The following is a 25,801-nucleotide window of genomic DNA, read 5'->3' as shown; positions in this document are numbered from 1 at the left end:
GCATTGCATCTCATTCCAGCATAACTTATAATGATAATCATTATCATTTAAAAACAGCGATATAACATAAACGAACTGTCTTCACGGCGGTAACGATATAGGGGGCTTTGCGAATGGCGGGCAAGCAGGATCTGGAACTGTACGATGTGACAATTATTGGTGGCGGTCCGGCAGGACTGTATAGTGCCTTTTATAGTGGTATGCGCGATATGAAAACGAAAATCATTGAATATAATCCGACGCTTGGCGGTAAAATTTTGCTGTATCCAGAAAAAATCATCTGGGATGTGGGCGGCGTGCCACCGATTAGCGGCGAAGGGTTAATTCGTAATCTGACTGAGCAGGCGATGGTATTTGAACCAACGATTGTATTGAATCAGCAAATTATGAATCTGGATCGTTTATCAGACGGCACATTGCTGTTGACCTCAAATACAGGGGAACAGCATCATACCCGTACCGTCATCCTGGCAATGGGACATGGTATCCCCAAAATGCGCAAGCTGGAGATCGAAGGCGCAGATCGCTACGAAGTAACCAATTTACACTATACGGTGCAGGAACTGGCCATTTTCCGTGATAAGCATATCGTTATTTCCGGTGGTGGGGATTCCGCAGTGGACTGGGCGAATGCGCTTCAACCATTGGCTGCAAGCGTGACGGTTGTACATCGCCGTGAGGAATTTGGTGGTCATGAGCGCAATGTACTGCGTATGAAGGAAAGCTGTCATGAAATATTGACCTCTTACGAGTTAACAGGTCTGCACGGAAGCGGAGCATCGGTTGAAGGCGTAACGATCAAGCATGTGGAGACTGGAGAAACACGCACGCTGGAGCTAGATGCCTTGATCGTAAATCACGGTCTGACGACTGATCTCAGTCCGATGCTCGCATGGGGACTGGAGCTGGGTGAATATAATATGCCGATTGTGGATGCAGCACGTCAAACGAATATTCCGGGCGTGTTCGCAGCAGGTGACCTGATCCAATATGATGGCAAGCTACGTCTGATCAGCGGGGCGTTGGTGGATGGTGGTACTGCGGTCAACAGTGCGAAGCGCTATCTTGATCCGGAAGCTCACAGCCAGGCTTATGTATCCTCGCACAACCAGAAATTCAAGGAGAAAAATAAGGAGCTAGAGCAGCAGCCTGTAGCAGTAAAGTAATAGCCCACGTATCCTAATATATTGAAATGCCTTTATTGATAGGTTGTATCTCAAAAGTCTCTGTGCGAGCTATACGCAGAGGCTTTTTGTTATGAGAGTAACCTTTATCATCCTTCATCATTTAAATCATAATTTAAATGATTGACCTTAACGTAACGTCAATGTATATGCTATCTCTAACACCGCTTAGCCTAAAAGGGCTTGCGGAACAAGGGAGGCAATAAGCGATGAGTGCGAAGCTATGGATTCAGCAGGCGACGATTATTACAATGCGTGGGGAAGAGGATGTTTTTGTAGGAGATATTCTGGTTGAGGAGGATCGCATCCTCGGTGTATATGGTTTACAGCAGGATGAACGACAGCAGCTGGAGCAGGCTATCGCGCAATGGGGAACTATTGATCGTACGATAGATGCATCGGGGATGGCGGTCATGCCGGGCTTGATCAACGCGCATCAGCATACGCCTATGAATCTGCTGAAATGCTTTTCAGATGATCTGAAGTTGATGGACTGGTTGGAGCAGAAAATGTTCCCTGCTGAAGCGAGAATGACGCCAGAGGACATTTACTGGGGAAGCAAGCTATCAATGGCAGAGATGATTCGTTCAGGTACAACGACCTTTGCCGATATGTATATTCATATGAATCAGATCGCACATGCTGTAGAAGAAACTGGAATGCGTGCATCGCTGACACGAGGATTAGTGTTTGGGGATGACCGTGTACAGGAGCGTATGCAGGAGGCGGTCGATTTGGTGGAGCGCTGGCATGGAGGTGCAGATGGACGAATTACCACGATGTTTGGCCCGCATGCTCCATACACCTGTCCACCTGATCAGCTACGAGCCGTCATTCAGCTAGCGGAAAGCTATCGATTACCTATACACATTCATCTGGCTGAGACGCGAGAGGAAACGGCACAGATCGACGAACGCTACGGTCAAACACCGACACAGTATTTGTATGAGCTAGGCTTATTCCAGCAGCTGCATGTATTGCTCGCACATGGCGTGCATATTAGTGAGCACGATATGAGTTATTTGGAAGGGATGCGAGGTGGAATTTCGCACAATCCACTTAGCAATATGAAGCTAGGCTGTGGAATCGCACCTGTACTGGAGCTACAGCGTCGAGGCATCACCGTTGGACTTGGAACCGATGGAGCAGGAAGCGCCAGCACACTTGATATGTTCGCCGGTATACGTGCAGCTTCACTTCTGCAAAAGCTACACTATGGTGATCCTGCGATAGAGTCTGCCTATCGTTTCCTGCAAATGGCTACAATTGATAGCGCACGCCTCTTACAGCTTGACCATGAGGTGGGTACGATTGAAATCGGTAAAAAGGCAGACCTGATCCTGATCGATCTGAACAAGCCACATTTGCAGCCTTTGCATCATGTAATCTCTGCTATTGCCTATGCAGTAAACGGAGCTGATGTGCATACGACCATTGTGAATGGGCAGGTACTCATGCACAAGCGCGAGCTATTGACGCTGGATGAACAGCAGGTATTGAAGGAAGGTAGCATGCGCTCCAAGCGTCTAGTAGCAGGGCTTTAAATGTTCTTTATGTAGGAAGGTCTTAAAAGATCTTAGAAGATCTTAAATGATGCTTAAAATGATAATAGAGAATGATGGTGGTCAAGAACGTATGCAGTGATTCTTTTGAAATGTAATTAGGATGTAAATTAGAGAACTTAGCACTTCGACAGTTAAGAGTAGCAGATGAGCAGCAAAAAACAACAGTGTAGAGTACAGAGCGAGGAATCGGGAACAAGCAATAAGCAATAAGGAACAAAGAATAAGCAATGAAAAGTAAACCCTAAAAGCAAGAGCATACTGGAGCAGGTACAATCATCTGCTCAGGTATGCTTTTTATATAACAAGCTATTTTTTATACGAAGGATGCGAATGAAAAGCTTGATTTTACATAGAATTTACAATAAGTTTACGTAAAGTTGAAATAACCACTATACTGCTTTACAATTTTACAGGGCATTACATATGCACACGACTACATCAGCTGATACAGAGATCGGCAGAAGGAGGCATTCTGTGGAACATATGGATGAACTGCTATTTTTGTGGATTAACAGCGGCGCACAGCGACTCGCTTTTCTGAATCCGTTTATGGTGTTTTTATCCAAATATGCAGTGTTGTTTTTTATGATTGGAGCCGTTGTATACTGGTTTACGAGAGCTCGTGCCGATCGGCGTATGATTAGTGAGGCGCTCGTCTCTGCTCTATTAGGCTTTACGGCAAGCTGGATATTAGGACAGCTAGTGTACAGGGATCGACCGTTTGTCACGCTGGATGCGATTCAGCTTGTATCCCACGAAGCGAATGCTTCATTTCCGAGTAATCACGCGTTAGGCGCCTTTGTGATCGCGATGACGATCTGGCAATTCCGTCGTCGTGCAGGCTGGGTATGGCTATTGTCAGCATCGGGCATTGCGCTTGGACGTGTATGGACTGGAGTTCATTATCCGGGCGATGTGCTGGCAGGCGCATTGATTGGTATTCTGATCTCGGTACTTGTGCATCGTCTGTTTACACGGATTTCACTGGCAAGTAGCTTACTTGAGCTAGGCATCTACTGGTATGAGCGTATGGAAACGAAAATATGGCCGCGGGCAGGCTATCGCAATCGTTAGCCTTTTTGCATCAAGGCAATAACAAAACACGCCTTCACTATAATGTGGAGGCGTGTTTGTGTTGCAGATGTATTAGTAAGACTTTTGTCTATGGGTGCTGGCAAACGATGAGCATCAAACAGCGCAAAGGCTCACTGCGTATACAGCAGGTGTATGTACGAATACGATCCTTCGTCATTCACAGCCTTTACTGTGCAAAAGCGATGCAATATCCCTATACCAGCTATTCCATTACTTGTCTTCTTTTTCCTTCACCATCTTCACCAGCATATGTGCCAGCTTATGGCGTTCCTCTTCATTGCCGACCTTCCACAACTCATACAGTAGCTGCTCTTCATTGTTTTGCGGTTCTTCGTGCTTGGCGAGATAATCGGCGATCTTTTGTGCTACTTTAGCGATGCTTTCCTCGCTCAAGCCAATATTTTCAGCCATATGGATTCTTTTGCCCAGATAGCTACGGAAGTTCTCAAAATCATCCAAAATCTGCTGCTTACGCTCGTCGCTGATCCGATTCATCACCGGTTCGACCTTTTCAGTTGCCACTTCTCCAGACTTGTTTACGATATGCGGTTGTTCTGTCATGCTGTTCATCCTCCTCTATCGTTGTGGGTGTGGTCATTGCCACTACTATATTAACCTTAACGACGGTGACGAATCGGAGAATGTAAGAATGTTAATGCAGACTAGTGTGAGTATACTGTTATATGCTTTTTCATTATAGAATATGCTAATTGGCTTAACCGATGGTTTGATTAGATACCAGTCTTATGGGGGGATCATATCTCCGTCATAGAGAACTATTTTAAAATAGTGCATGATAATAGAAACGATATGCTAAATATGAATGCCACATGTAAATGTTAACACGATAAATGTAGAGGCTAACTGAGATAAAACAGTAAAATAAATTCACTGAATATAAAGTTTTTTAGCTAGCTAAAATCAATATAAAAGAGCGACTAATCGTTGTTTGAAGAACTTAATCCTGATTTAGAGGGTGGTTTTAGAACCTGGTATTAATTTTGTAAATCAGAATTTACATTATTGCAACCAATTGTCGCACACAGCAGTGTATAGTGAGAGCATAAAGCAAGTTGCTCAGCAGTCATGTGAAAGCAAGAAACGGTTCAAAATCGTTCGACTTTTCAAGTTATTGAAGCGTAAGGGAAGCAAGGTAAACGCTTGTCAGTAAAGGGAAACTGGAAAATTTTGAATGGTTCTTGTGATGAATGTTGTGGGTAATACATGTTACAGCCACAAAGCAACATGTACGACAAGCGGTGCAACATTTAAGGCTGATGATACGTTAGTAACAATGAAGGCATAATGCTTTACCGAAAAGCGAGAACGAATGCTTTGTCCGCTTTTTACACCAACCATAACATATCGAAAATGGTAATGAAGTTTCCTGGCAGTTGCCAGACTGATCGACCATTGAGAGAAGGAGAGATGCAGCGATGATGAAAACAATGATGGGAATACTGGGAGCAGGTGCTGCTTCTTTGATCTTTTTGACGTCGGCCAGTGTGGGTACAGCTACACCAGGGGGAATCGAAAAAGCTCAAACCGTGCAAGCCGCTACGGTAACAACAAGTGTAGCGAAGGATACTTACAGTGATACAACACCTGCGGATGGAACGTTCACTGTATTTATTAACAAAATCGATCGTGACGACAACGGAAGCTACAAGCTGACGATTGATCCGATCAACTGGTACACTGGCGAAGCTGCCAACAAAATGTTTGCTAAAGACAATCCTGAAAATGCGGATATGGGTGCGCCAGACGATTACTACATCGTAAATGACGATACTCGTACTTATAATTATACCGCTCCAGCTAGCGCGGATGTGCTGATGCAGATCTATGATCACACAGGTCGCTGGGAAGATATCGATACTAAATGGAATGAGCCTGTAAGCATGTCCAAGCTGAAAGCTATTTTCCAAAAGCCAGATATGCTGGATCCAACGGTGTTCCCGTACCACATCACAGTGAAAAACGGTGAAATCGTGAAGATTGTACAACAGTTTATCCCATAAGCGATAAGGCATCATGCCGGATGAAAAGCTTTAATTTTACGTATAGACTATATCCATTTCAGGGATCGTCGCTCCGGCTAGATAGCAATGCCGGGTGAACGATCCCTTTTTATATGGGCGGCGTCTTTGCCTATGGGCAACATTTTATTCGCTGCATAGAATCTGGTATGATGCTAGTGGATGTTCTTTTGCCTGGTTGCCAAATTAAAAAGCAACTTTTGTGGGCATGATGCGTTACACTATTGAGGAGGTGCATTTACGATGCAACGAAATATTCAATCATGGATCAGACGGAGTCCGCTTGCATTGCTGCTATTGATGGGAATTCTGTTGCTTGCAGCCTGTGGTAATAAGGCAGAGCAGCAACCCGCAGCAGCGCCAGCCGATACGAACGGCAGCACAGACACCGAAATGACAACGCCACAGGATACGAACGAGACAACTCCTGCAGATAACAGCTCTGCTGGAACTGGAGAAGAGAGCACCGCATCTCCTGAGACAAGTACGGGTACTACAAGCGAAGGAACAACAAAAGGTACAACGGACACATCTACAGGAGATGACGCAGCAGCTACGCATGTTGCCAGCGGTACATTCTCAGGTCTGGCAGATGAGCACTCTGCTGAGATTATGGTAGATGGCAAGCCAGTTGTATACCAGCTCACTGATAGCATCGCAGATGCAGCAGGCAAGCTAAAAGAAGGCTCTGAGATTACCTTCAAGTATACCGAAAAGCCTGTTCCTGATGATGCTTCTACGATGGTTAGAACAATCGTGGAAATGAAGGCGAAGTAATTATATTGAAGCGATGTACGCAGTTATGTATACAAGCCTCGTTCTCTAGGTGGCATAGCTGCTTATGATGTTTGGGCGCGTATGTGTTCATTTGAGCTCTATCATGTATAGTAATGGAAAGCCCCATATACCGAGCATAATGACGGTATACGGGGCTTTTTGACGTTGAAGTAGTTGTTTAACTATAAAGATAAATATGCATCTGGCGCTATATCAAGACAGAAAATAGATAGTTCTTTGTAACCTGGTTGTTGGGATTGTGAGCATAAGACGTAGACAAAATACAAACAGCCCCTTCGCGATCAAGTAAGGGGCTATTTGTATTCATTGGCTATACATAGTCATCTATACGTACATATTCAGCTTGCGATTAGATCATGAACCATCATCGTATTACATTGTTGGCTCAACAGTATCTCAGCAGTACATTGTTGAGGCCATTCGACTTCTTTACGCTAGTCAAGAAGTACGCTATGTGCTGACGGTAATCTTGCGTCTATCAGCTCGGCACCTCTACCGTAGCTGGACGACGTGAGACGAGACGTACTAGATCAATCGTAAGGATAGGCAGTGGCATGCCGGCAGGATAGGCAAGATAGCGTGCTTCCCATTCGGGTGAGAACTTCTCTTTGTAACGCCGTAAGCCTTCAAATCCGTACCAGTGACCCCCATACTGGAACACGAGTCGTGCTAGCTTTTCCTCACGGTGTGCATTGGCATTTTCACCTACACTGGATAGCGGCGACATGCCTAAGTTAAAGAAGGTATAGCCATTTTCTTTTGCCCATTCAATCAGACGAACAAACAGCACATCCATCGTGCCATTCGGCGTTTCGTTCAGATGACGCATCAGATCAATCGAGATGACCTGATTGTTATCGTAGGCGGGTGCGAGTGTAGCGAAGGCAAGAATACGTCCTTCCGCTTCACGGAGCAGGGCAATAGGAGCCTGCTGAATATAAGATTCCTTGAACCAGCCGAGTGAATACGCCTTTTCCTTACGATCGCCAAGCCATTCATCTGATATCGTGCGTAGCTCATTCAATAGCTCAGCCGAGAAAGGAGGCTTTAGCACTTCAAACTGCTGTCCTTCACGCTCCGATTTGTTTTTCGCTGTTCGCAGACCTTGATTGCTCTTGCCGGATAATGTGAACTTATCGAGCGGTACAAGCGCCTCTTCACCAAGCTTGAAGAAGTTATAGCCATTCTCATGATAAATAGATAGATATTCTGGCGATGCCTGATAAAATACAGCAGTCAGTGCGTAATGATCCGCATATCGCTGGAATTCCTGAATTGCTTCTCCAACAAGCGATTTGTCTCCAATCGGATCACCCAGTACTACGAGCTTATCACGTACACGCGAGTATGGAATCAGAACTCGATCCTCCTGCGCCCAGTAAAAGAATTTATCACCTAGATAGAGTAGATGCGAGAGCAGATTACCGTTATCCTGCTTCAAAAACTCACGTAGCTTCTCCAGCTCGGCTGCATCGGGCAAATGCTCCACATGACGATTCGGACGCAATGCGAAAATAGCGGCGAGCAGAACGAGTGCACTAATAAAAGCGATCACTGCGGTGACTGCATATTCATGCGGATTCAGGAACCATTCCTGCGCCCGTACTGGCAGATGGCGTAGTAGCTTGGGATGAATCTGCGCACCGACGAGATAGTACGATAGCGATGAGATGAATGCTAGCACGACCCAGATTCCAACGCTGCGTGATGACAGCATGGCACTTTCTCGATTAAAGCGAGCACGCGATACCCATAAAATGACGGCGACTACAAGCAGAATAATCGCTTCCTCATAGTCAAAACCTTTCGCAAAGGTAAACACAGCACCCGCTACGAGCAGACCGGCTGTCCAGATAAAAGCACGGCGGATACGAAGTGAAATACCACGCGATACAACAATCAGCATAATTCCGATTACAACGGATAGCTGTTCCGAGAAGCGCATTAACGGTAGAGACAATATATTTTCCATAAAACGAAGACGATTGATTAGACCTGGCGTAGCGGCAGATAGCAGCAGGATGATCCCGCTCGCTAGCACGAGCTTACCAAGTGCCCAGGCACCCAGGTCACCGAGTAAGCCAAACTGTGATGGCCAGCCCCAGAATTTGATCCAGGCGTTGCGTGATGAATCGACTCCGTTTGTAATCATATCTTTCATTTGATGACGACTCGGGCTAATCTCGAAGGCAGCGAGTACGAGTCCGACCAGCCATGGGATTAAGAAGTAAAAAATACGGAACAGCAATAATGCAGTAATCGCAGGTGTAGCATCAATGCCCAGCGTCTGTAAGCCGAGCAGCGCGGTCAGGTCAAATGCACCGATTCCGCCCGGAGCCATACTAATAATACCGGCGATAGCAGCAACGATATACACACCAATGACCGAGGCAAATGGCAGATGCTCCAGATCATGATACACGATCAGCCAGAACAGCACAGCGGCGCATGCCCACTCCAAAAAGGAAGCAATCACCGAAGCGATGACGACATTCCACGGTAACTTGCCCTCGCCCTTATGGAACCATTTTGCAAATAGGGAAGAACGCTGCATGAGCAAAAAGAATGGCAAGTACAGTGATATGCCCCATACAGCCCAGCGCAACCATGGATGTGCATCAAATAATGGTTCAGCAGGAAACACACCGATAATAACGAGCCAGCCGAGCAATGATAATCCGACCAGAATGATCGGTGACAGGAACAGTACAGCAGAACCCATCGTTTTGATCGGCACGCCGCTCTTTTTGTACAAGATGGCGCGCAGCCCAACCCCCGTCAAGCCGGCAAAACCGATCATATTGTTAAACGTATTGGCAATCCACGCATAACGAAACGTTGCCTTCCAGTCTACATCAAGCTTGAACTGGCGACGCAGCAAATAGTCGTACGCACTCATCGCAGCTACCGCAATAAAAGCAACAAGTGAGATTTCCACGATTGCTGACACCGGCATGCGACGTAGCTCAAAAAACACTCTAGCCACATTGATATGCTGGATTTCCTTACGTCCTTGAATAAAGATAATGACTAGAATCACGAGGGGGATCAGTATTTTAATAATTCGCGCCCTGAACAGGGCAGTGAGTAATTGCAGTATTTTCAGCTTGCGCAGCGATTCTCTCATGAGTGTATAAACTCCACCTTTGTCGATATAATTAGCAATTAGGTTGATAGCTTCAAGCTTGAATTAAGTATTCTTTTATATGCGGCTTACAAGTATGAATTCGATCCTGATTCAACATCCTTGCTTATCGCTATGTTCGTATCCAGTCATTATAGTACGGAGCAATCCAGTACAATGTTCCAGCTGTGAGGTAAATCATAGTATCTCTGTAAAATAAATTGTATGAACTATTCAGATACTACATCGGTCATTTTCGAGCCAATCATTATGAAAATGACAAAAAAACGTAATTGCTACTTTTGCTGCTAGCAATATAAATCTGTAGTTTGAAGACAGCTAACAAGATACTATAACGATGCCAGAAGGAGGCTTTAACCTCTTACCTATTGTATACCATCCTGTAGGGTAATTTAAATCTACGGTTTATCGCAGAAGGGACAAGCTTAGCCTCATAATACATGCTCTATCATACGGGACGACGCCCGTTTATTGGATACATTTATGTAACAAATGCGTGATATTCTTCAAACATAAGGCTGGTGCGCATAATTATAGGTCTACTATGTAGATTATAGAATAGAGTTTAGGTCTAAAGGAATTGCCTGCGTGAATGCGATTGCAACTTCAAGGCTATCTGCAACTGATGACAAAAATGTTATAATTCAAGCTTGGTAAGTGTTTTATTTGTAACATTACTGTTTAATAATCCATCAAATGGCTCACCAATGAACGCTTTAGCACTCGTTAGAACGCGTTCAAACAGTAATGAATGCACCAAAAGGAGGGACAACGAGCACAACCGCACATAGAGGTTTTGAGCCGAATACTTAACAGCATGATTAACATCAAAATGCAGTACATGTATTCCACCACACAAATATACGGAGGTTGATGATGAACATGGTACATTGGTCTAAGAAAGCTTCAGCAGTACTTGCAATTTCGATTTTGACAGCGGGAAGTAGCCTGCTGGCAGCACCCAATGCACACGCAGCAATTGAAACGAATCAGGTGATGAACGATATTACATGGGACAACACAGCTGCACCTGCTGCACCTGATCAAGTGGCTGCACGCGCTGGTTCTAATCAGGTCGTTTTGACATGGGCACCTGTACAAAACGCTTCCAGCTACGAAGTACGCCGTTATGATGTTATGAACAATACGTATAATAGTGTACAAAATAACACCTATGCAATGCTGAGCACAGGTATTACCGATGCGATGTTTACAGATACTACCGTAATGAATGGTAAAGTATACGGTTATGTGGTGAACGCTGTGATGGCAAATGGTCAAAAGACACAGATGTCCATGCCAGCAATTGCTGCACCAACAGAGCAATCCGCGAACGTGAAGCAATCGCTCGTGCTGCAATCCCGCATTAACGGTAGCGGCTCCAATACGATCAACCCAACGATCAACATTCTGAATACAGGTACACAGGATGTGAACCTGAGCGACATTCGTGTACGTTACTACTTCACAGGTGGTACAGGACTGAGTGCAAAGAATGTATCCCTTAACAACGTACCATTCAATTCGAGAAACGTAGAAGCACATATCGTTAACATGCAGCAGCCACAATCGGGTGCGGATAGCTATGTTGAACTGCTTTTCAATGCAGAAGCAGGCGTAATCCCAGCTGGCGGTGAGAGTGGCAACATGACATTTACTGTTCAAAGAACATCCGGTAGCGTAAGCTCTGACTACTCGTATGGCAGTGATACAGCGATGGCTGATAACGCTAAAATCGTTGTATACTACCAGGGCGGCCCAGTTTGGGGTAATGATCCAGGCGTAAAAGAAAACGACCCGATGAACTAATCAGCTACATGTCTGTAGCCTACATTGCCTGACATGTGCATATACGAATGACAGAAGGATCATTCACTACATTAGATGGTGTAGAGAATGATCTTTCGTTATACATAAGTTATATATACGTTATACATACAAAAGCCTCTCATTTGCTTTGGCAGATGAAGAGGCTTTTGTTATTTCAGCTATTAGCTCCTGTTGGCTCCGCTATTAAAATAATTAGCTATTGTATAGCTTGCTCCTTATCAATATTTTACACTTGAATAGTTACTTACAAAATGTTATTATACTTATAAACAATAACTAATACTAAAATTTAATTAGTGAAAGGAAACTATCTTATGAATACTTCGGTTATTAATCCTGCTCTTGAAATCGGTCTTGTTAGCATTAAGGTTAGCCAGCTAGAGCGTTCACTTGCTTATTATACAGAGGTGATCGGCTTACAGGTGTTGCGTCAGAACGCTACTATGGCAGAGCTGTCAGCGGACGGACAGACTACACTGCTGATCATTCAAGAGATCGAGAATGCTACGATCCCTCGTCGTCAATCGGTTGCAGGATTGTATCACTTTGCGATTTTGCTACCGGATCGTACAAGTCTCGGACTGGCGCTACGTAATCTGGTGGAGCATCGTCAAAATATCGGACAGGGCGATCATCTGGTGAGTGAGGCACTATATCTATATGATCCTGATCATAACGGAATCGAAATCTATGCAGACCGCCCACGTTCGACATGGCAGAAGGATGAGCGCGGACAGTACATTATGGGTACGGAGCCTGTTGATGTAGAAAGCTTGCTGAAGCTGGCAGAAGGACAGACTTGGAACGGATTGCCTGCGGGTACGAAGATTGGTCATGTACATTTCCATGTATCCAGTCTCGATGAAGCTCGCAAATTCTATGTAGATACACTGGGTTTTGAAATTGTATTAACAGATGATCGCTCCGTCTTGTTTATCTCGGCGGGCGGATATCATCATCATATGGGATTGAATATATGGGCTGGGGCTGGCGCTCCCAAGGCACCAACTAATGCGACAGGTATTGATTACTACACACTGCAAATGCCAGATCAAATGGCAATACAGGAAGTGGCAGATCGTGTGAAAGCTGCGGGACTGCCGATGCAATATGATGGACAAGAGCTGTGGATCACCGATCCATCGAATATTCGTATCCGTTTCTATGTACCACAGGCATAAGCCATAACGATACAAAAGAGGACAGCATGCTGTCCTCTTTTTGTAGTTAATGCTATGTTGGGTAATGCTATAGAATACACGGTAGATCAGTAAAAATCAGAATTGCTATCTTGCTGGAGTGTAGGCTCCCAGTAGTCTGCTCCATTGTTGGAGTAATCCTGTAAGGAGACACCGATAATGACAACGATAAAGATGACGAATAGGACGTGAAGCAGCACTCCAATAATCCCACATACCAATCCGCCGACTGCCATATTTTTACCGTTCATATGCGTTTGCTGAATCTCCTTAAATGCTAGAATCGCAAAAATGATCGCGAGTATGCCGATAATAGCACCAAAGCCGGGCAAGAAGAAGAGCGAGGCAATGGAAGCGACGCCGAGTACAAGGGCTGCAATAGCCTTCCCGTTGTTCGGACGGTACGCATAAGGATCATAAGGATTCTGATAACCGTAAGGCGGCTGTGAGCCATACGGAGGTTGAGAGTGGTGTGGGGGTTGATTAGGGTCCATCATGGATTCCTCCTTAATTATATATGTATAGAGTGCCCGGGGGCGTAAGGCTGTATACGATGTATTCAACCATCTTTTATATCATAGCAACATTTTTTTAGAAAAGCATCGAAATTTGTGCAGAAGGTTGAATGAAAAAGGGCTGCCTCATGTCGCTTATGAACGATGAGACAGCCCTTTAATGACGAATGGAGCACATGCTATAGTACAGAGCTGAACGAATACAATCGAGATCAGCTTCAATTAAGATCACAATGAAGATGTAATAAGATTACAGAGAGCTTGGTAATGGACGCGTCATATTCAGGTACATTTGAGTCAACTCGTCGAACCACTCTTTGTCCTTAATAACGAGTGCAAGGTCGATCAGTGCTTTCAACTGCTCGGCTTCCAGTGTAACATGATCCTGGAAGGAGATTTCTGCGGTTGCAGATACTGTACCGTCTACGTCTTGCTTCATAAATACGCGGATTGTGCTATCCATATATTCCTGTCTGAGGAAGTAGATAACCTCGCTCATCAGAATTGGACGAGAGTGTGTAGGGTATACACAATCCATTACTTTTACCCAGTAGTGCTTATTGGTCAGCTCGACTTCGCCTTCATTGTTCACCAGGCGGCTATCTGCTTCAATATGATATTGCAATTCCATCGTTTGTACTGGGAAATTGCGATTAAGTTGTTTATGAAGGACAGCATAAATTTGCTTTTCATTTAATTTAATCATGCTAATCATTCCTTTGCTAATGTTCTCGTTTAATGGTGAAGGTCATATTCACGTGTTGTGCCTGTTCAAGGCTCTGTAGGTTGTCGGGTTACGATGCTCGAAAAGTAGAAATATACTTGATTGATAAAGTATATCGGTCTATAGTCATATTTTTTGTATAGTGGTTTTGTCGAAATAGATAAAAAAATGGTAACGATATGGATGAAATGGTGTTATATCGTACGCGAAAGGAGCAAAATACGTGCCAGCTATACCCGATCATTTGCAGCAGCAACTAAATATTTTATTTATCGGTTTTAATCCAAGTCTTCGTTCAGGGGAGGTGGGCCATCATTATGCCAATCCACGTAATCGTTTCTGGCAAATTCTATATCGCTCCGGACTGACTTCGCGTCTGTATCATCCAGAGGAGGATGGTGATCTACTGGAGCTGGGCTATGGCTTTACTAACATTGTGTCACGTCCTACACGGGGCATTGATGATATTTTGCCAGAGGAATATGCAGAAGGGCGGATCGAGCTGCGTGAGAAGCTGGAGCAATATCGTCCACGTATCGCCTGCTTTGTCGGCAAGGGAGTATATACAAAGTACAGTAAGCGTCCTCAGGCACCGTGGGGATTTCAATCTCCATCGACGACAGAGGATGTAGTGGAGTTTGTAGCACCGTCATCCAGCGGGTTAGTCCGCATGCCGCTGGATGATATTATCGATATTTATCGTGAATTGCGTATATATGCAAATGGCGAATAAGTCCATAGCGCGCTTGAATAAATTGCAGGCTACATTTAATGCTGGGCTAACAATGGAAGCTTATGATATGGCTTGCAGTAAAGGTTCATTTTTTTGTTGATGCAATATTTTAAATTGTAGATGAATTGACATTCTGCTCATTTCGCGTTTTAATTATATAGACCAATCGTTATAATTGTTGTGGACGGATGTAATTGCAGTAGCAACACCGATGGAATATGCGTTAAAGGAGTGGTTTCATTGGGCGAGAAGTCCAATGCTAAGGAACAAATTGTAAATACAGCGGCACGTTTATTTTTCTCACAGGGATATCATGCGACCGGACTTAGCCAGATCATTAAGGAAAGTGATACGCCGAAAGGCTCACTGTATCATTATTTTCCTGAAGGTAAGGAAGAACTGGCGCTTGTATGTATTGAGAAGGCCAATCTGCATGTGATGGACAAGTTTCGCGAGACCTTTTCTCAAAATGAGACGACCGGGGATGCGATCTATGATTTTGTATATCATATGGCGATTGAGACGGAGCAATCCGGATATACAGGGTTCATCCCGTTTAGCTTCTGGGCGTCGGTCGAAGCGTCCTGTATCAGTGATCGATTGCGACACGCTTGCCAGGAGGTATTTGCAGGCTGGCAACAGATTATTGCGGGACAGCTATTGCAAGAGGGTGCAGACGAGGAAGCGGCAGAGAATGCTGCCATTTTGACACTGTCGATGATGGAGGGTGCACTCATCATCAGTCTGACCAATCAGAATAACAAGCCATTACTGACGGCTGCACAATATTTGTCCAATGTCATGAAGACGGTGCAACGTCGCGGCTAAACTGTGCCTGTCTTAGACAGCATATACTACACATAGAGAAAGACAATCAAGGAGGATGGGAAAGTGGATGCGTCCATGAATCAAGGTTCCACTGAGAACCAGCAAGAAACAAAGCAATACAAGGTGTTACCCATTTTATTTGCTATGCTGCTAAGTGGTTTTATCGGGTTGTTCGGTGAAACGGCACTCAATGTAGCCATCACACCACTGATGACGTTGCTACAGGTTGGCCCAACGACGATTCAATGGCTGACAACGGGTTATCTGCTCGTGATGGGTATTCTCGTTCCGGTATCGGGTCTGCTGCTGCAATGGTTCACAACGCGGCAGCTGTTTACAACGTCGCTATTGTTCTCAATTGCAGGAACTATCGTTGCAGCGATGTCCCCTACATTTGAAGTGCTGATGATTGCTCGTCTGTTGCAGGCGGTAGGTACAGCCTTGTTGCTGCCATTGATGTTTAACACGATTCTCGTTATTTTCCCGGTCGAAAAACGTGGCTCAGCGATGGGTCTGATCGGGCTTGTCATTATGTTCGCTCCAGCAGCAGGCCCAGCGATCTCGGGTCTGATTCTGGCGAATCTGTCTTGGCACTTTATTTTCTGGATTTCACTTCCGTTCTTTATTATCTCGCTCGTATTCGGTCTGCGCTTCCTGCCGAATATCTCCAAGCTGACAAAGCCGAAAATTGATGTGCTGTCGATTGTACTGTCTACACTTGGCTTTGGCGGTATCGTATACGGATTCAGTAGTGCAGGTGGGCATGGTGCTAGCGGAAGTGGCTGGAGTAGCCCGATCGTAATTGCTACGCTTGCGATTGGTGTCATTTCGCTCGCATTGTTCAGTATCCGTCAATTGCGGATGGAACAGCCGATGATTGATCTGCGAGCATTCCGTTATCCAATGTTCACAATTGGTCTGTTGCTTGTATTCATCTGTATGATGGTGATTCTGTCCTCAATGCTGATCCTGCCGATGTATCTACAGCAGGGGATGGCGCTGAGCGCGCTGACAGCAGGTCTGGTGCTGTTGCCAGGCAGTCTGCTTAACGGCTTCCTGTCTCCAGTTATGGGACGTCTATTTGATAAATTCGGTCCGAAATGGCTCGTTACGATCGGTCTGGTTGTCGTGGCAGCAGTATTGTTCCTGTACACGAACATTCACTCCACCACACCGATTGCGGTTATCGTTACGTTGCATATTTTCATGATGGTCGGTATCTCGATGATTATGATGCCTGCCCAAACAAATGGTCTGAATCAACTGCCTAGTCAATTTTATCCGCATGGTACAGCGATTATGAACACATTGCAGCAGGTTGCTGGTGCGATTGGTACGGCGCTGGCGGTTAGTATTCTGAGTGCTGGTCAAAGTGGTTATCTGAGCAGTGTGGCTGATCCATCAAGCACAACGAATCAGCTCGCAGCCTTCACCACAGGCGTACAGAATGCGTTTGTATTTGCGATGATTCTAGCTGTAGTTGGCTTGCTCTGCTCGATCTTTATCAAGCGTGTACGCGTTGGTAAGCAAGCAGGTACACAGGGCTCCGCACATTAAATTAAGCTTGAAGTACGAGTGAAGATTGAAGTGCGAATGAAGAATATACACTGTTATATCAGCTTCAATTTTATCAGTTATGATATAGAGATTGAATCTCATAGAGATATCATCTTTATGAATTAGAGATATAGCCGTGGTAGGACATGCCGTGCATCGCAGATGATTGTATCTGTAATGCACGGCATTTTATTTTGCTAAAATGGACGTCGCAGTATGAGTATGCGGTTATATGTGTTCTTGCAGGTAAGCATACGATCATCAATGCTTTTTAGTGTTCGTGATTAAGTGGTATGTAGTTATCAGGTGGTATGTAGCTATCCAGTGTTATGTAAATGAAGGAAGCTGATTATGTTCCGTTAGCTGCTTTTGGCTTGGAGCCTTAATGCATACAGTGTTATCTGTTATGATGCTAAACTGCTAGGGCATCGACTTTTATGAAAGACAAAATTTTGGTATGCTACGGCGTATACATGGCTGAATAGCAGGCATAGCGAGCCATCATAGCGTCGTCTATTACAAGAGTCTATTACAGCGCAGTGCATCTACTGAGAAGCAAGCATAGCAGCAACATAGGCGGCAAGCTTGCTAGATCAGAGTGGAGATATTTGTAGAAGAACAGGATGAACAGGATTGATAGGATCGAATCCAGCTTTACACTATCGAATGATTACAGGAGGCGTACACGATGATTACCATTGATCCACAAGCGATTTCCAATATTCAAAATTATAAGCTGGTCACCGGTGCAGTCATACCACGCCCGATTGCCTGGGTGAGTACATTAACAGATAATGGCGTACTGAATATAGCGCCATTTAGTTATTTTAATATTGTTGCTTCTGATCCGCCGATTGTATCGGTATCGGTGGCACGCCGTGAGGGACAGATGAAGGATACAGCGCGTAATGCCATAGCGAGTGGTGAGCTGGTTATCCACATCGTTAGCGAGCATCTGACCGAGGAAATGAACCATACAGGCGCTACACTTCCACCAGAGCAGAGCGAGCTTGAGCTAACTAATCTGACCACTGTACCGAGTGATCGCGTAGCTGTACCAGGCATTCGTGAAGCGCTCGTACGATTTGAATGCAAGCTAGAGCAGCATATTCCGATTAAAAATGATGCGGGCGATGTGTCAAATGATCTGCTACTGGCGCGAATCATATGTTATCATTTTGATGAAAAAGTGGTGGACGCCGAGAAGTTCTATGTACATGCGAATGAGCTTAAGCCTGTCGCACGTATTGCTGGTAACGAGTATGCACGTTTGACCGATCCATTTGTCGTTGAACGTCCGCTCTGATCGGCACGGCTTCCACACTGTATAGCGCTATAGAGATCGAGGGGGAGAAGGCGTGTCCAAACCGTTAGAAGGCAAAACTGTTGTTATCGCTGGCTCACGTAAGCTGGACGAGATGACTGCATTGATTGAACGACAGGGCGGAACGGCGATGGTTCGTTCCTTACAAGGGATGACGATGTTCAAGGAGGAAGAGATTCAGCAGGAGCTACGTATGCTCGTACAATATCCTCCCGATTGGATGATATTCACAACGGGGATTGGTACAGCTGCATTATTTGCAGCTGCTGATCGGTTAGGTATGGGCGATGAGTTCCGTGCTGCCATTCGTGGAGCACGTCTGGCGATTCGTGGCTACAAAACCTATAATGCACTCAAGGCGGAGAATCTGGCTCCAGATGTGCGCGATTCAGATGGAACGGTGCGCGGATTGGAAGAACAGCTAGAGGAGGTCAATCTGGTTGGTGCTCGTATCTGGGTACAGCTGCATGGAGAGCCTGCACCGGAGCTGGTTCAATTTCTTAAAGGCAAAGGTGCACAGGATGTACATACGCTGTTGCCTTATCTGAACATTCCACCCGAGCAAACCACATTGGAACAGCTTTATGAGGAGATTCAGCAGTCACGCATCGCTGCGATCTGCTTCACAACGGCGGTACAGGTACGTAATCTATTCGCTTATGTGCGTACGCTTGGTGAGGAGCAGTCGCTACGAGAACAGTTACATGATACTGTACTGGCGGTCTCGGTAGGTAAGGTCACTTCCGAAGCACTGGAGCAGGAGGGCGTGACACGTATTGTTGCACCGGAAAATGAACGTATGGGTGCGATGATTATCGAAATGGCTCGTTATTATGAACAGTAATTCATACCGAAAACAGCAGTCCATACAGGGCAGCTGTTTTTTATCATACTGAATAAAAGAGTGCTATAGGCGTCAGAATGGTTATTGCGTAGAGATGGAAGTATAATGGGTAATATTACTATTGGAGCAGGTCAGCTGGCTAGCAGATGAGCCTGTAATCCAACCAAAGAGGATGCGATACGTGCATACTCGATCCGAATTAGTAGAATTAGCAATAAAGCAATAAAGCAATAAAGCAATAAAGCAATAAAGTGATTGCACTCTATATTATGGAATGGACAGGAGAGGATATCATGTACAAGCAATGGACAGCGGATATGATCCCAGATTTAACGGATAAACGAATCGTCATTACAGGTGGAAGTGGAGGTCTTGGACTGGAGACAGCACGCGCACTTGTCGCTCATCATGCGAATGTCGTTCTAGCTGTGCGTAATCTGGAAAAGGGTCATCAGGCGGCGGCTGGGCTGCTGCGTGAGTATCCGCAAGCTCGCGTAGAGGTCATGCAGCTGGATCTGGCAGATCTACAAAGCGTACGTGCCTTTAGTGAAACGTTCTTGCAGCGCTATACATCACTGGATGTGCTGATCAATAATGCAGGCGTTATGGTTCCACCGTTCAGCCGTACTAAGGATGGCTTTGAGCTGCAATTCGGTAGTAATCACCTCGGTCATTTTGCCTTAACAGGGTTGTTGTTGCCAGTACTGCTGGATACACCGTCCTCACGCATCGTGACACTGAGCAGTATTGCTGCACGAAGCGGATATATTTATTTTAACAATCTGAATGCACAGATCGGTTATAGTGCGATGAAGTTCTATGGACAGAGTAAGCTTGCCAATCTGCTATTCGCTCGCGAGCTGCAAAAGCGTCTACAGGAAACGGGTGCTTCCACGATCAGTATTGCCGCTCATCCAGGTGTCTCCAATACGAATCTGATCTCACGCGGCTCAGGCAAGCAGGCAGGTAAGGCGGCGAGCTTTGTATGGGGATTGTTAAGTCAGCCAGCTGATATGGGCGCATTACCAACCCTGTATGCGGCGGTGGAGCCTTCCTTACGTGGTGGTGAATATATCGGGCCAGATGGTAAAGGCAGCCGTAAGGGCTATCCGCATCTGGATCGCTCATTTGAGCACAAATACAATGATTCCACAGCTTCCAAGCTATGGCGAGTATCAGAAGAGATGACTGGCGTGCAATTTCCGTTCCGTCAGCCTGAAGCGGTACAGGAGTAAGAAGCTGGAAAATCGAAGCAAGATGAGATGGGGCAATGGGTTCGTTTATCGCCATAAGTCGTGACGATTGTATGAAACTCCATTGGATTTTCATGAAAAATGTATATTCTCATGTCATGTTATGTTAAAATGAGACTATCATTGATGCGAAGGAGAATCACACCCATGACTATACCCAAAACGTTAACGATAGCTGGCTCGGATACGAGCGGCGGTGCAGGTATACAAGCAGATCTGAAAACCTTTCAGGAGCTAGGCGTGTACGGGATGACCGTATTGACGACCATCGTGGCGATGGAGCCGAAAACCTGGAATCATCAGGTATTTCCGGTTGATCTGGGCGTTGTGGAGGCACAATTGCGTACCGTAATGGAAGGTATCGGCTTTGATGCAGTGAAAACAGGTATGCTCGGTTCGGTAGAAATTATCGAGCTGGCTGCTAACTATCTCAAGCGTTTCCCACTGAACCGTATCGTTATCGATCCGGTAATGGTGTGCAAAGGTACGGACGAAGTGCTACAACCAGAAAATACCGAAGCGATGCTGGAGCTGCTTATTCCTGGTGCGGATCTGGTTACGCCAAATCTGTTCGAGGCTTCACAGCTTGCGAAAACGGCTCCGATTCGTACAGAAGAGCAGATGAAGGAAGCAGCGGTGCGTATCTATGAGCGTGGCGCGAAGCATGTGCTTATCAAAACTCGCGGTAAGGTAAAAGAAGGCAAAGCGCTGGATCTGCTGTACGATGGCAAAAACTTTGACTGGTTCGAGGTCGATGCGATTGCGACAGAATTCACGCATGGTGCTGGCTGCACTACATCGGCAGCTGTAACTGCTGGTCTTGCCAAAGGACTGACAGTCAAAGAAGCGTATGGTGAAGCGAAAAACTTCATTACCCAGGCGATTGCGAACGGCTTCCGTCTGAATGAATTTGTAGGTCCTACACTGCACGCTGCACATCGTTTGCAGCTCAGCTAACATCTCAGGCACAGGCGAAAGCCGCCAGAGTGGAGGAACATCAATGAATCGCGTATCAAAATGGATGCTAGGAGCAGGTCTGGCGAGTATGCTTGTACTCGTCACTGCCTGCTCGTCGGGGAGCTCTCAGACGCCTGCTCCTTCTACACAGCAGCCCGCAGCAGAGGATAATTCCTCCTCTGAGGCTACAGGCGCTGGTGGAACAGGCACGATGAATCCAGAGTCATCTGATAGCAACACAGGTACAGGCTCAAGTGAAAGTAATGAAGGAGCAAATGATGCTACGGGCAGTACGACTGCACCTGCGCAGGGCTCCGACTCATCTGGTTCGACAGGTGGTAGCACAGGGACAGGCTCTGAGCCTAGCAACAATGCAGATCCTGAGCTAACACCACAGACGACCGAATTGAAAATTAGTACCGTACAGCAGGGCCCTGGCCAACTGTTCATCCGTGTAGAGGAGATGCCGAAAGGCTATGGTGTTAGCAATATGGAGTGGGAATCTCCGGGCTACAACGAATCTACTACCTTTGATCAGGCTGTACAAAATGGAAAGAACGGCAAGGATGGTTTTTTTGCAAGCAGTGATCAGCGTAATTTCGGTTTTATTTATAGTGGAAGCCACAGTGGACAAGCAGGTAAACTGACGCTCACGCTGCGTAATGGCAGTGGAGACGAATTGACCTGGTATGATAATGTGCTCTTGCAGTAAATAAAATGAGTACCATGCTTAGCGAAAAACAGCCTCTGCGCTTACACGGGCAGGGGCTTTGTGCTGCCCGGTGATGCAGTATTTCTGTTAAAACAGTGGGGCTACAGGATAACATTTCCATATTCGTGCCTGTAGGCTACACCTTTTTTAAAAAAATTAAAATTTAAACGTAAAGTCGTGGAAAATGGGTTGAAATTAGAGGGTTGAAAAGAGTATCATTTGGCGTAAAACAAAGTAAATGATATCAATAGCGAGCTTGTTGAATGCAAAGCAGTTCAGTATGGAAGCAGTCCCCGTACGCTGGTGTTGTCGGTCGTGCGCTGTAGTGCCGTAATATGGAACGACGATCATTTTTGGATCATTCAACAGGCTGAATAGGATTTCACACCATGAGTAAGATCATCCCATTATGCCACCATGAGAAAGGATATGAACAAAATGAGAGTACATCAAATTACAGTTCCTAACAATCTTGACCGCGCACACCTGCTGCGTATTGCTACTGAATCTTCCCGCTTTGCTGCGGACATCCGCATCGCCTTCGGCCCAGACGAAAGTCGCCGCGAGGTTGACGTGAAAAGTCTGCTCGGCATGATGCTGACGATCATTCACTCCGGCACTGAGGTTACCCTGACAACACGTGGTAAAGATGAGCTGGAAGCACTGGAATATGTACAGGCGCTGTTCGAGCAAGCGGTTATTGAGCCGAGTGCAAGCCTATAATAGGCGTGATTTGTACATTTTCTGTATAGATAAACTTACGATCGTATATACCTTGAATTCGTGAGTTGCTCAGACATTTTTTGAGTTGGTTTAAATACCAAAAAGCCCTCTAAACGATCCTTTTGCTGTCAGTACAGCATGAAACGTTTGGAGGGCTTTTTATATTTAATTAGTGGTGAAAGCGTTGCTTAGTTTGCCGTATTGCATACACTATAACGAGCATATTCAAATAAGAAATAACATTGCACCGTTCGTATACACACTAGCGAATAAATTTAAGATTACGCTTATTAGCTGAATTGCATTCGATACCGCTTCGGTGTAAAGCTGCTGTACTTTTTAAACGCTTTGGAAAAGGAGAATACGTCAGGATATCCTATCGCATAAGCGATCTCAGCAAGCGAGTCGCTCGTTTCGAGCAATAAACGACGTGCCTTTTCCATTTTGAGGCTGCGAATGTATTCGGCAGGGGGCACCTTGTACATTTGATGAAATTGCTTGCTAAAATGAGTGCGATGGATACCGACATGCTCGGCTACATGGTTAACGGTGATGCTTTTGTGATAATGGGCATGGATATAATCCATCGCTTCCTCCATCCAGCCAGTATGACGTTTATGCTCCGTATGATCGGTTCGGCTGTCGCTACACTGGCAGAGCAGACCAAACATTTTATAGAGCATTTCCATGCGACGTAATTCAGAGCTGAAGGTATCAGGCTCGTGTTTTGTGTTTAATATGGTAGTGTAGCAATGTAGCAAGCAATCGAACAATTCATTGCTCAGCTCGCTATAGCCCTCGTGCATCCCGCTTTGTCGAACGAGCAGGTCAGCCTGAGCGCCGTTGAAGCCGATAAAAAAGGTTTCCAGTGGGTCATCTGTATTGTTAATATATTCTAAAGTGCTATGGGAGGGCACGCACCATACGTTATTTTTGCCTAATACATAATTTTGTCCGTTTTTAATAATCATGCCATCCTGACGGGTAGCGACCCAGAAAGTGGTGCTATTCGCCGAGAAAATACGCCGTGTATCAGGATTAAGCAGATATCGACCTGCCTGTGTTATCGTAAGACCGCCAGCCTGTGCAAACGAGGAAGGAGTAGTACGGAAGCGTTCGCTGCGCTCATATTCGGTAATGATCGTAATGTCTTTTGCCATAGGCAAGCTATCATCCTTTCATGTGTGCTTACAATTTCCATTATACAACACGTTTTGACAAATAAAAAACAATACATATTGACATTGTTTGATATTCTTAAAATTTGCTATGATTTAAATCACGGTATTCCTACTAACTTAATGGGAATAGGCTCGCGGAAATTGACGTTTGTCCGGCTCGTGTTAGAACCGGTTCGCTTGACGAAGCTCTGGAGCTTTTGCCCGATTTGATGCTAACCAAAATGGAGGATAGATCATGAAAACAATCACAGCAAAATGGGCAATGTTGCTCGCCGTCGTACTTCTGGTATCCGGGGTGCTGGCAGCGTGTGGCGGCTCGAATCAAGCCGCAGACGGAAAGGTTACAATTAGCTTTCTTCACTGGCGTGGCGAAGATACGCAGGCATTCCAGCAGATTATCGCTGACTTTGAAAAGCAAAATCCGAACATTAAGGTAGATATGCAGACCTTAACGTCTGATCAATATCAGACCACGGCACAGGCGAAGCTGACAGATGGCTCGGTAGGTGATGTATTTGCTTCCTTCCCGGGTGCACAGTTTGCCGCATTATCTAAAGCAGGTCTGTTTACCGACCTGAGCAGTGAATCGTTTGTGAAAAACTATAATGCAAGCCTGATCGACGCAGGTAAGCAGGACGGTAAGCAGCTTGCTCTGCCTTATCAGCTTGTGTACAATCAGCCGATCTACAATAAGGCTATTTTTGCAAAATATAATCTGACACCGCCAAAGGATTGGGATGGATTCCTGAAGCTCTGCCAGACATTGAAAGATAACGGTATCATTCCAATCGCATTTGCCGGTGGTGATATCGGTCCGGGCCAGCTGATGAATACAATGGTAATGAACAATGAGCCAAGTGAGGATATTTTCACCAAGGTAGAGGCTGGACAGGCGAAGCTTACCGACGAGTTCTGGGTGAAAACACTGTCGCAGTTCAAAGAGCTGAATGACAAAGGCTTCTTCCAGCCAAACTCACTCGGTACGAAGGATGCTGCGGCAGGCGCACTGTTTATTCAGGGCAAAGCAGCGATGCTGGCAAGTGGTTCTTACCAGCTGACACAAAATGCGAAGCAAAATCCTGAGCTACAGCAAGGTCTGCTGGCACCGATCACGGTAGCTGCGGATCAGGCGAAATATGAAGGCGTGCATACAAGCACATTCATGCTCGCAGTGAACAGTCGCTCCAAGCATCCAGAAGAAGCGAAAAAGTTCCTCGCTTATCTCAGCCAGCCAGAGGTTGCTGCGCAATATGCAAATGCAACCGGACAGAACGTAACACTGAATGATGTGAAATATGATAGCCCTGAGCTGAAAATTGTACAGGAGTGGGCAGATAAGAAAACGATCTTCCAACCACGCTTCACAATCCTGAAGGCTGAAAACCAGAAGGCCGTTACGAACTCGATCCAGGCTGTACTCGGCGGTGCAACACCAGAGCAGGCCGCACAGGATGCACAGGCAATTATCGATCAGCAGGTCGGTAAATAAGCCTTTTGGGATAGGAGACAATGAAGAGGTTCGATCATTCAGCCCAGCTTATAGAAGGCTGATGATCAACAGGATAGCAACAGTGAACGCCGGACATGTGATTCTC

The 25,801-nt window shown here is 45.6% G+C and carries 22 protein-coding genes; 17 read left to right on the top strand and 5 right to left on the bottom strand.

All coding sequences use genetic code 11. The annotated features are described in order from the left end of the window. Positions 1-113: 113 nt before the first annotated feature. The 3 genes from IEX62_RS07705 to IEX62_RS07695 all read left to right on the top strand — a co-directional run bounded on the left by IEX62_RS07705 (position 114) and on the right by IEX62_RS07695 (position 3,823). On the top strand, positions 114-1,166 hold the full coding sequence (locus IEX62_RS07705; protein ID WP_188774845.1) for an NAD(P)/FAD-dependent oxidoreductase: 1,053 nt from the start codon (positions 114-116) through the stop codon (positions 1,164-1,166). Positions 1,167-1,393: 227 nt separating this feature from the next. After that, positions 1,394-2,728, top strand: a complete 1,335-nt coding sequence (locus IEX62_RS07700; protein WP_188774844.1) for an amidohydrolase — start codon at positions 1,394-1,396, stop codon at positions 2,726-2,728. A 504-nt stretch (positions 2,729-3,232) separates the two neighbouring features. After that, positions 3,233-3,823 carry an undecaprenyl-diphosphatase gene (locus tag IEX62_RS07695; RefSeq protein WP_229685691.1) on the top strand — a complete coding sequence of 197 codons (591 nt, stop codon included), beginning with the start codon at positions 3,233-3,235 and terminating at the stop codon, positions 3,821-3,823. 231 nt (positions 3,824-4,054) lie between these two features. On the opposite strand, the gene IEX62_RS07690 is transcribed toward IEX62_RS07695, so the two are convergent. After that, positions 4,055-4,405: a DUF3243 domain-containing protein gene (locus tag IEX62_RS07690; protein ID WP_188774842.1), complete on the bottom strand. Its 351-nt coding sequence runs from the start codon at positions 4,403-4,405 to the stop codon at positions 4,055-4,057. 875 nt (positions 4,406-5,280) lie between these two features. Here IEX62_RS07690 and IEX62_RS07685 point away from each other — a divergent pair. Next, complete coding sequence (locus IEX62_RS07685; RefSeq protein WP_188774841.1) at positions 5,281-5,865, top strand: hypothetical protein; 585 nt, start codon at positions 5,281-5,283, stop codon at positions 5,863-5,865. Between the two features lie 261 nt (positions 5,866-6,126). After that, positions 6,127-6,660 (top strand): LytA/YqiH family protein, encoded by a 534-nt coding sequence (locus IEX62_RS07680; protein WP_188774840.1) that lies wholly within the window; start codon positions 6,127-6,129, stop codon positions 6,658-6,660. A 499-nt stretch (positions 6,661-7,159) separates the two neighbouring features. On the opposite strand, the gene mprF is transcribed toward IEX62_RS07680, so the two are convergent. After that, a complete protein-coding gene (gene mprF / locus IEX62_RS07675; protein ID WP_188774839.1) occupies positions 7,160-9,808 on the bottom strand; it encodes a bifunctional lysylphosphatidylglycerol flippase/synthetase MprF in 2,649 nt (882 codons plus the stop codon). A 900-nt stretch (positions 9,809-10,708) separates the two neighbouring features. Here mprF and IEX62_RS07670 point away from each other — a divergent pair. Both IEX62_RS07670 and IEX62_RS07665 read left to right on the top strand, forming a co-directional pair. Beyond that, the gene (locus IEX62_RS07670) at positions 10,709-11,635 is read left to right on the top strand and encodes a cellulose binding domain-containing protein (protein WP_188774838.1); all 927 of its coding nucleotides are present in this window, start codon (positions 10,709-10,711) and stop codon (positions 11,633-11,635) included. Positions 11,636-11,970: 335 nt separating this feature from the next. Then, on the top strand, positions 11,971-12,837 hold the full coding sequence (locus IEX62_RS07665) for a VOC family protein (protein ID WP_188774837.1): 867 nt from the start codon (positions 11,971-11,973) through the stop codon (positions 12,835-12,837). A gap of 86 nt (positions 12,838-12,923) precedes the next feature. Here the strand turns inward: IEX62_RS07665 and IEX62_RS07660 are convergent, their stop codons facing one another. Both IEX62_RS07660 and IEX62_RS07655 read right to left on the bottom strand, forming a co-directional pair. Further along, complete coding sequence (locus tag IEX62_RS07660) at positions 12,924-13,352, bottom strand: DUF4190 domain-containing protein (protein WP_229685673.1); 429 nt, start codon at positions 13,350-13,352, stop codon at positions 12,924-12,926. 268 nt (positions 13,353-13,620) lie between these two features. Continuing rightward, positions 13,621-14,076: an IDEAL domain-containing protein gene (locus tag IEX62_RS07655; RefSeq protein WP_188774836.1), complete on the bottom strand. Its 456-nt coding sequence runs from the start codon at positions 14,074-14,076 to the stop codon at positions 13,621-13,623. Between the two features lie 241 nt (positions 14,077-14,317). On the opposite strand from IEX62_RS07655, the gene IEX62_RS07650 reads away from it, so the two are divergent. From IEX62_RS07650 to IEX62_RS07610, 9 genes are all read left to right on the top strand, one after another. Next, a complete protein-coding gene (locus tag IEX62_RS07650; protein WP_188774835.1) occupies positions 14,318-14,827 on the top strand; it encodes a mismatch-specific DNA-glycosylase in 510 nt (169 codons plus the stop codon). 240 nt (positions 14,828-15,067) lie between these two features. Continuing rightward, a complete protein-coding gene (locus IEX62_RS07645; RefSeq protein WP_188774834.1) occupies positions 15,068-15,655 on the top strand; it encodes a TetR/AcrR family transcriptional regulator in 588 nt (195 codons plus the stop codon). 75 nt (positions 15,656-15,730) lie between these two features. Next, positions 15,731-17,212, top strand: coding sequence for an MDR family MFS transporter (locus IEX62_RS07640; RefSeq protein WP_188775061.1), 1,482 nt, complete (start codon positions 15,731-15,733; stop codon positions 17,210-17,212). A 688-nt stretch (positions 17,213-17,900) separates the two neighbouring features. After that, entirely contained in the window at positions 17,901-18,518 is a 618-nt protein-coding gene (locus IEX62_RS07635) for a flavin reductase family protein (protein ID WP_188774833.1), read from the top strand. Between the two features lie 52 nt (positions 18,519-18,570). After that, positions 18,571-19,380 carry a uroporphyrinogen-III synthase gene (locus IEX62_RS07630; protein ID WP_188774832.1) on the top strand — a complete coding sequence of 270 codons (810 nt, stop codon included), beginning with the start codon at positions 18,571-18,573 and terminating at the stop codon, positions 19,378-19,380. Between the two features lie 293 nt (positions 19,381-19,673). Then, positions 19,674-20,615 (top strand): oxidoreductase, encoded by a 942-nt coding sequence (locus IEX62_RS07625; protein WP_188774831.1) that lies wholly within the window; start codon positions 19,674-19,676, stop codon positions 20,613-20,615. Between the two features lie 165 nt (positions 20,616-20,780). Then, positions 20,781-21,590 (top strand): bifunctional hydroxymethylpyrimidine kinase/phosphomethylpyrimidine kinase, encoded by an 810-nt coding sequence (gene thiD / locus IEX62_RS07620; RefSeq protein ID WP_188774830.1) that lies wholly within the window; start codon positions 20,781-20,783, stop codon positions 21,588-21,590. Between the two features lie 43 nt (positions 21,591-21,633). Next, a complete protein-coding gene (locus IEX62_RS07615; RefSeq protein ID WP_188774829.1) occupies positions 21,634-22,302 on the top strand; it encodes a hypothetical protein in 669 nt (222 codons plus the stop codon). 438 nt (positions 22,303-22,740) lie between these two features. Further along, positions 22,741-23,025 carry an HPr family phosphocarrier protein gene (locus tag IEX62_RS07610; protein WP_188774828.1) on the top strand — a complete coding sequence of 95 codons (285 nt, stop codon included), beginning with the start codon at positions 22,741-22,743 and terminating at the stop codon, positions 23,023-23,025. A gap of 290 nt (positions 23,026-23,315) precedes the next feature. On the opposite strand, the gene IEX62_RS07605 is transcribed toward IEX62_RS07610, so the two are convergent. Continuing rightward, positions 23,316-24,185 carry a helix-turn-helix transcriptional regulator gene (locus tag IEX62_RS07605; RefSeq protein WP_188774827.1) on the bottom strand — a complete coding sequence of 290 codons (870 nt, stop codon included), beginning with the start codon at positions 24,183-24,185 and terminating at the stop codon, positions 23,316-23,318. A 256-nt stretch (positions 24,186-24,441) separates the two neighbouring features. On the opposite strand from IEX62_RS07605, the gene IEX62_RS07600 reads away from it, so the two are divergent. Next, entirely contained in the window at positions 24,442-25,695 is a 1,254-nt protein-coding gene (locus IEX62_RS07600; protein WP_188774826.1) for an ABC transporter substrate-binding protein, read from the top strand. Positions 25,696-25,801 lie beyond the last annotated feature (106 nt).

The sequence above is a fragment of the Paenibacillus hunanensis genome (assembly GCF_014645615.1).
Classification (GTDB): Bacteria; Bacillota; Bacilli; order Paenibacillales; family Paenibacillaceae; genus Saccharibacillus; species Saccharibacillus hunanensis.
Note: the sequence above shows the minus strand (reverse complement) of the source record. Positions and strands in the feature narration are given on the sequence as shown.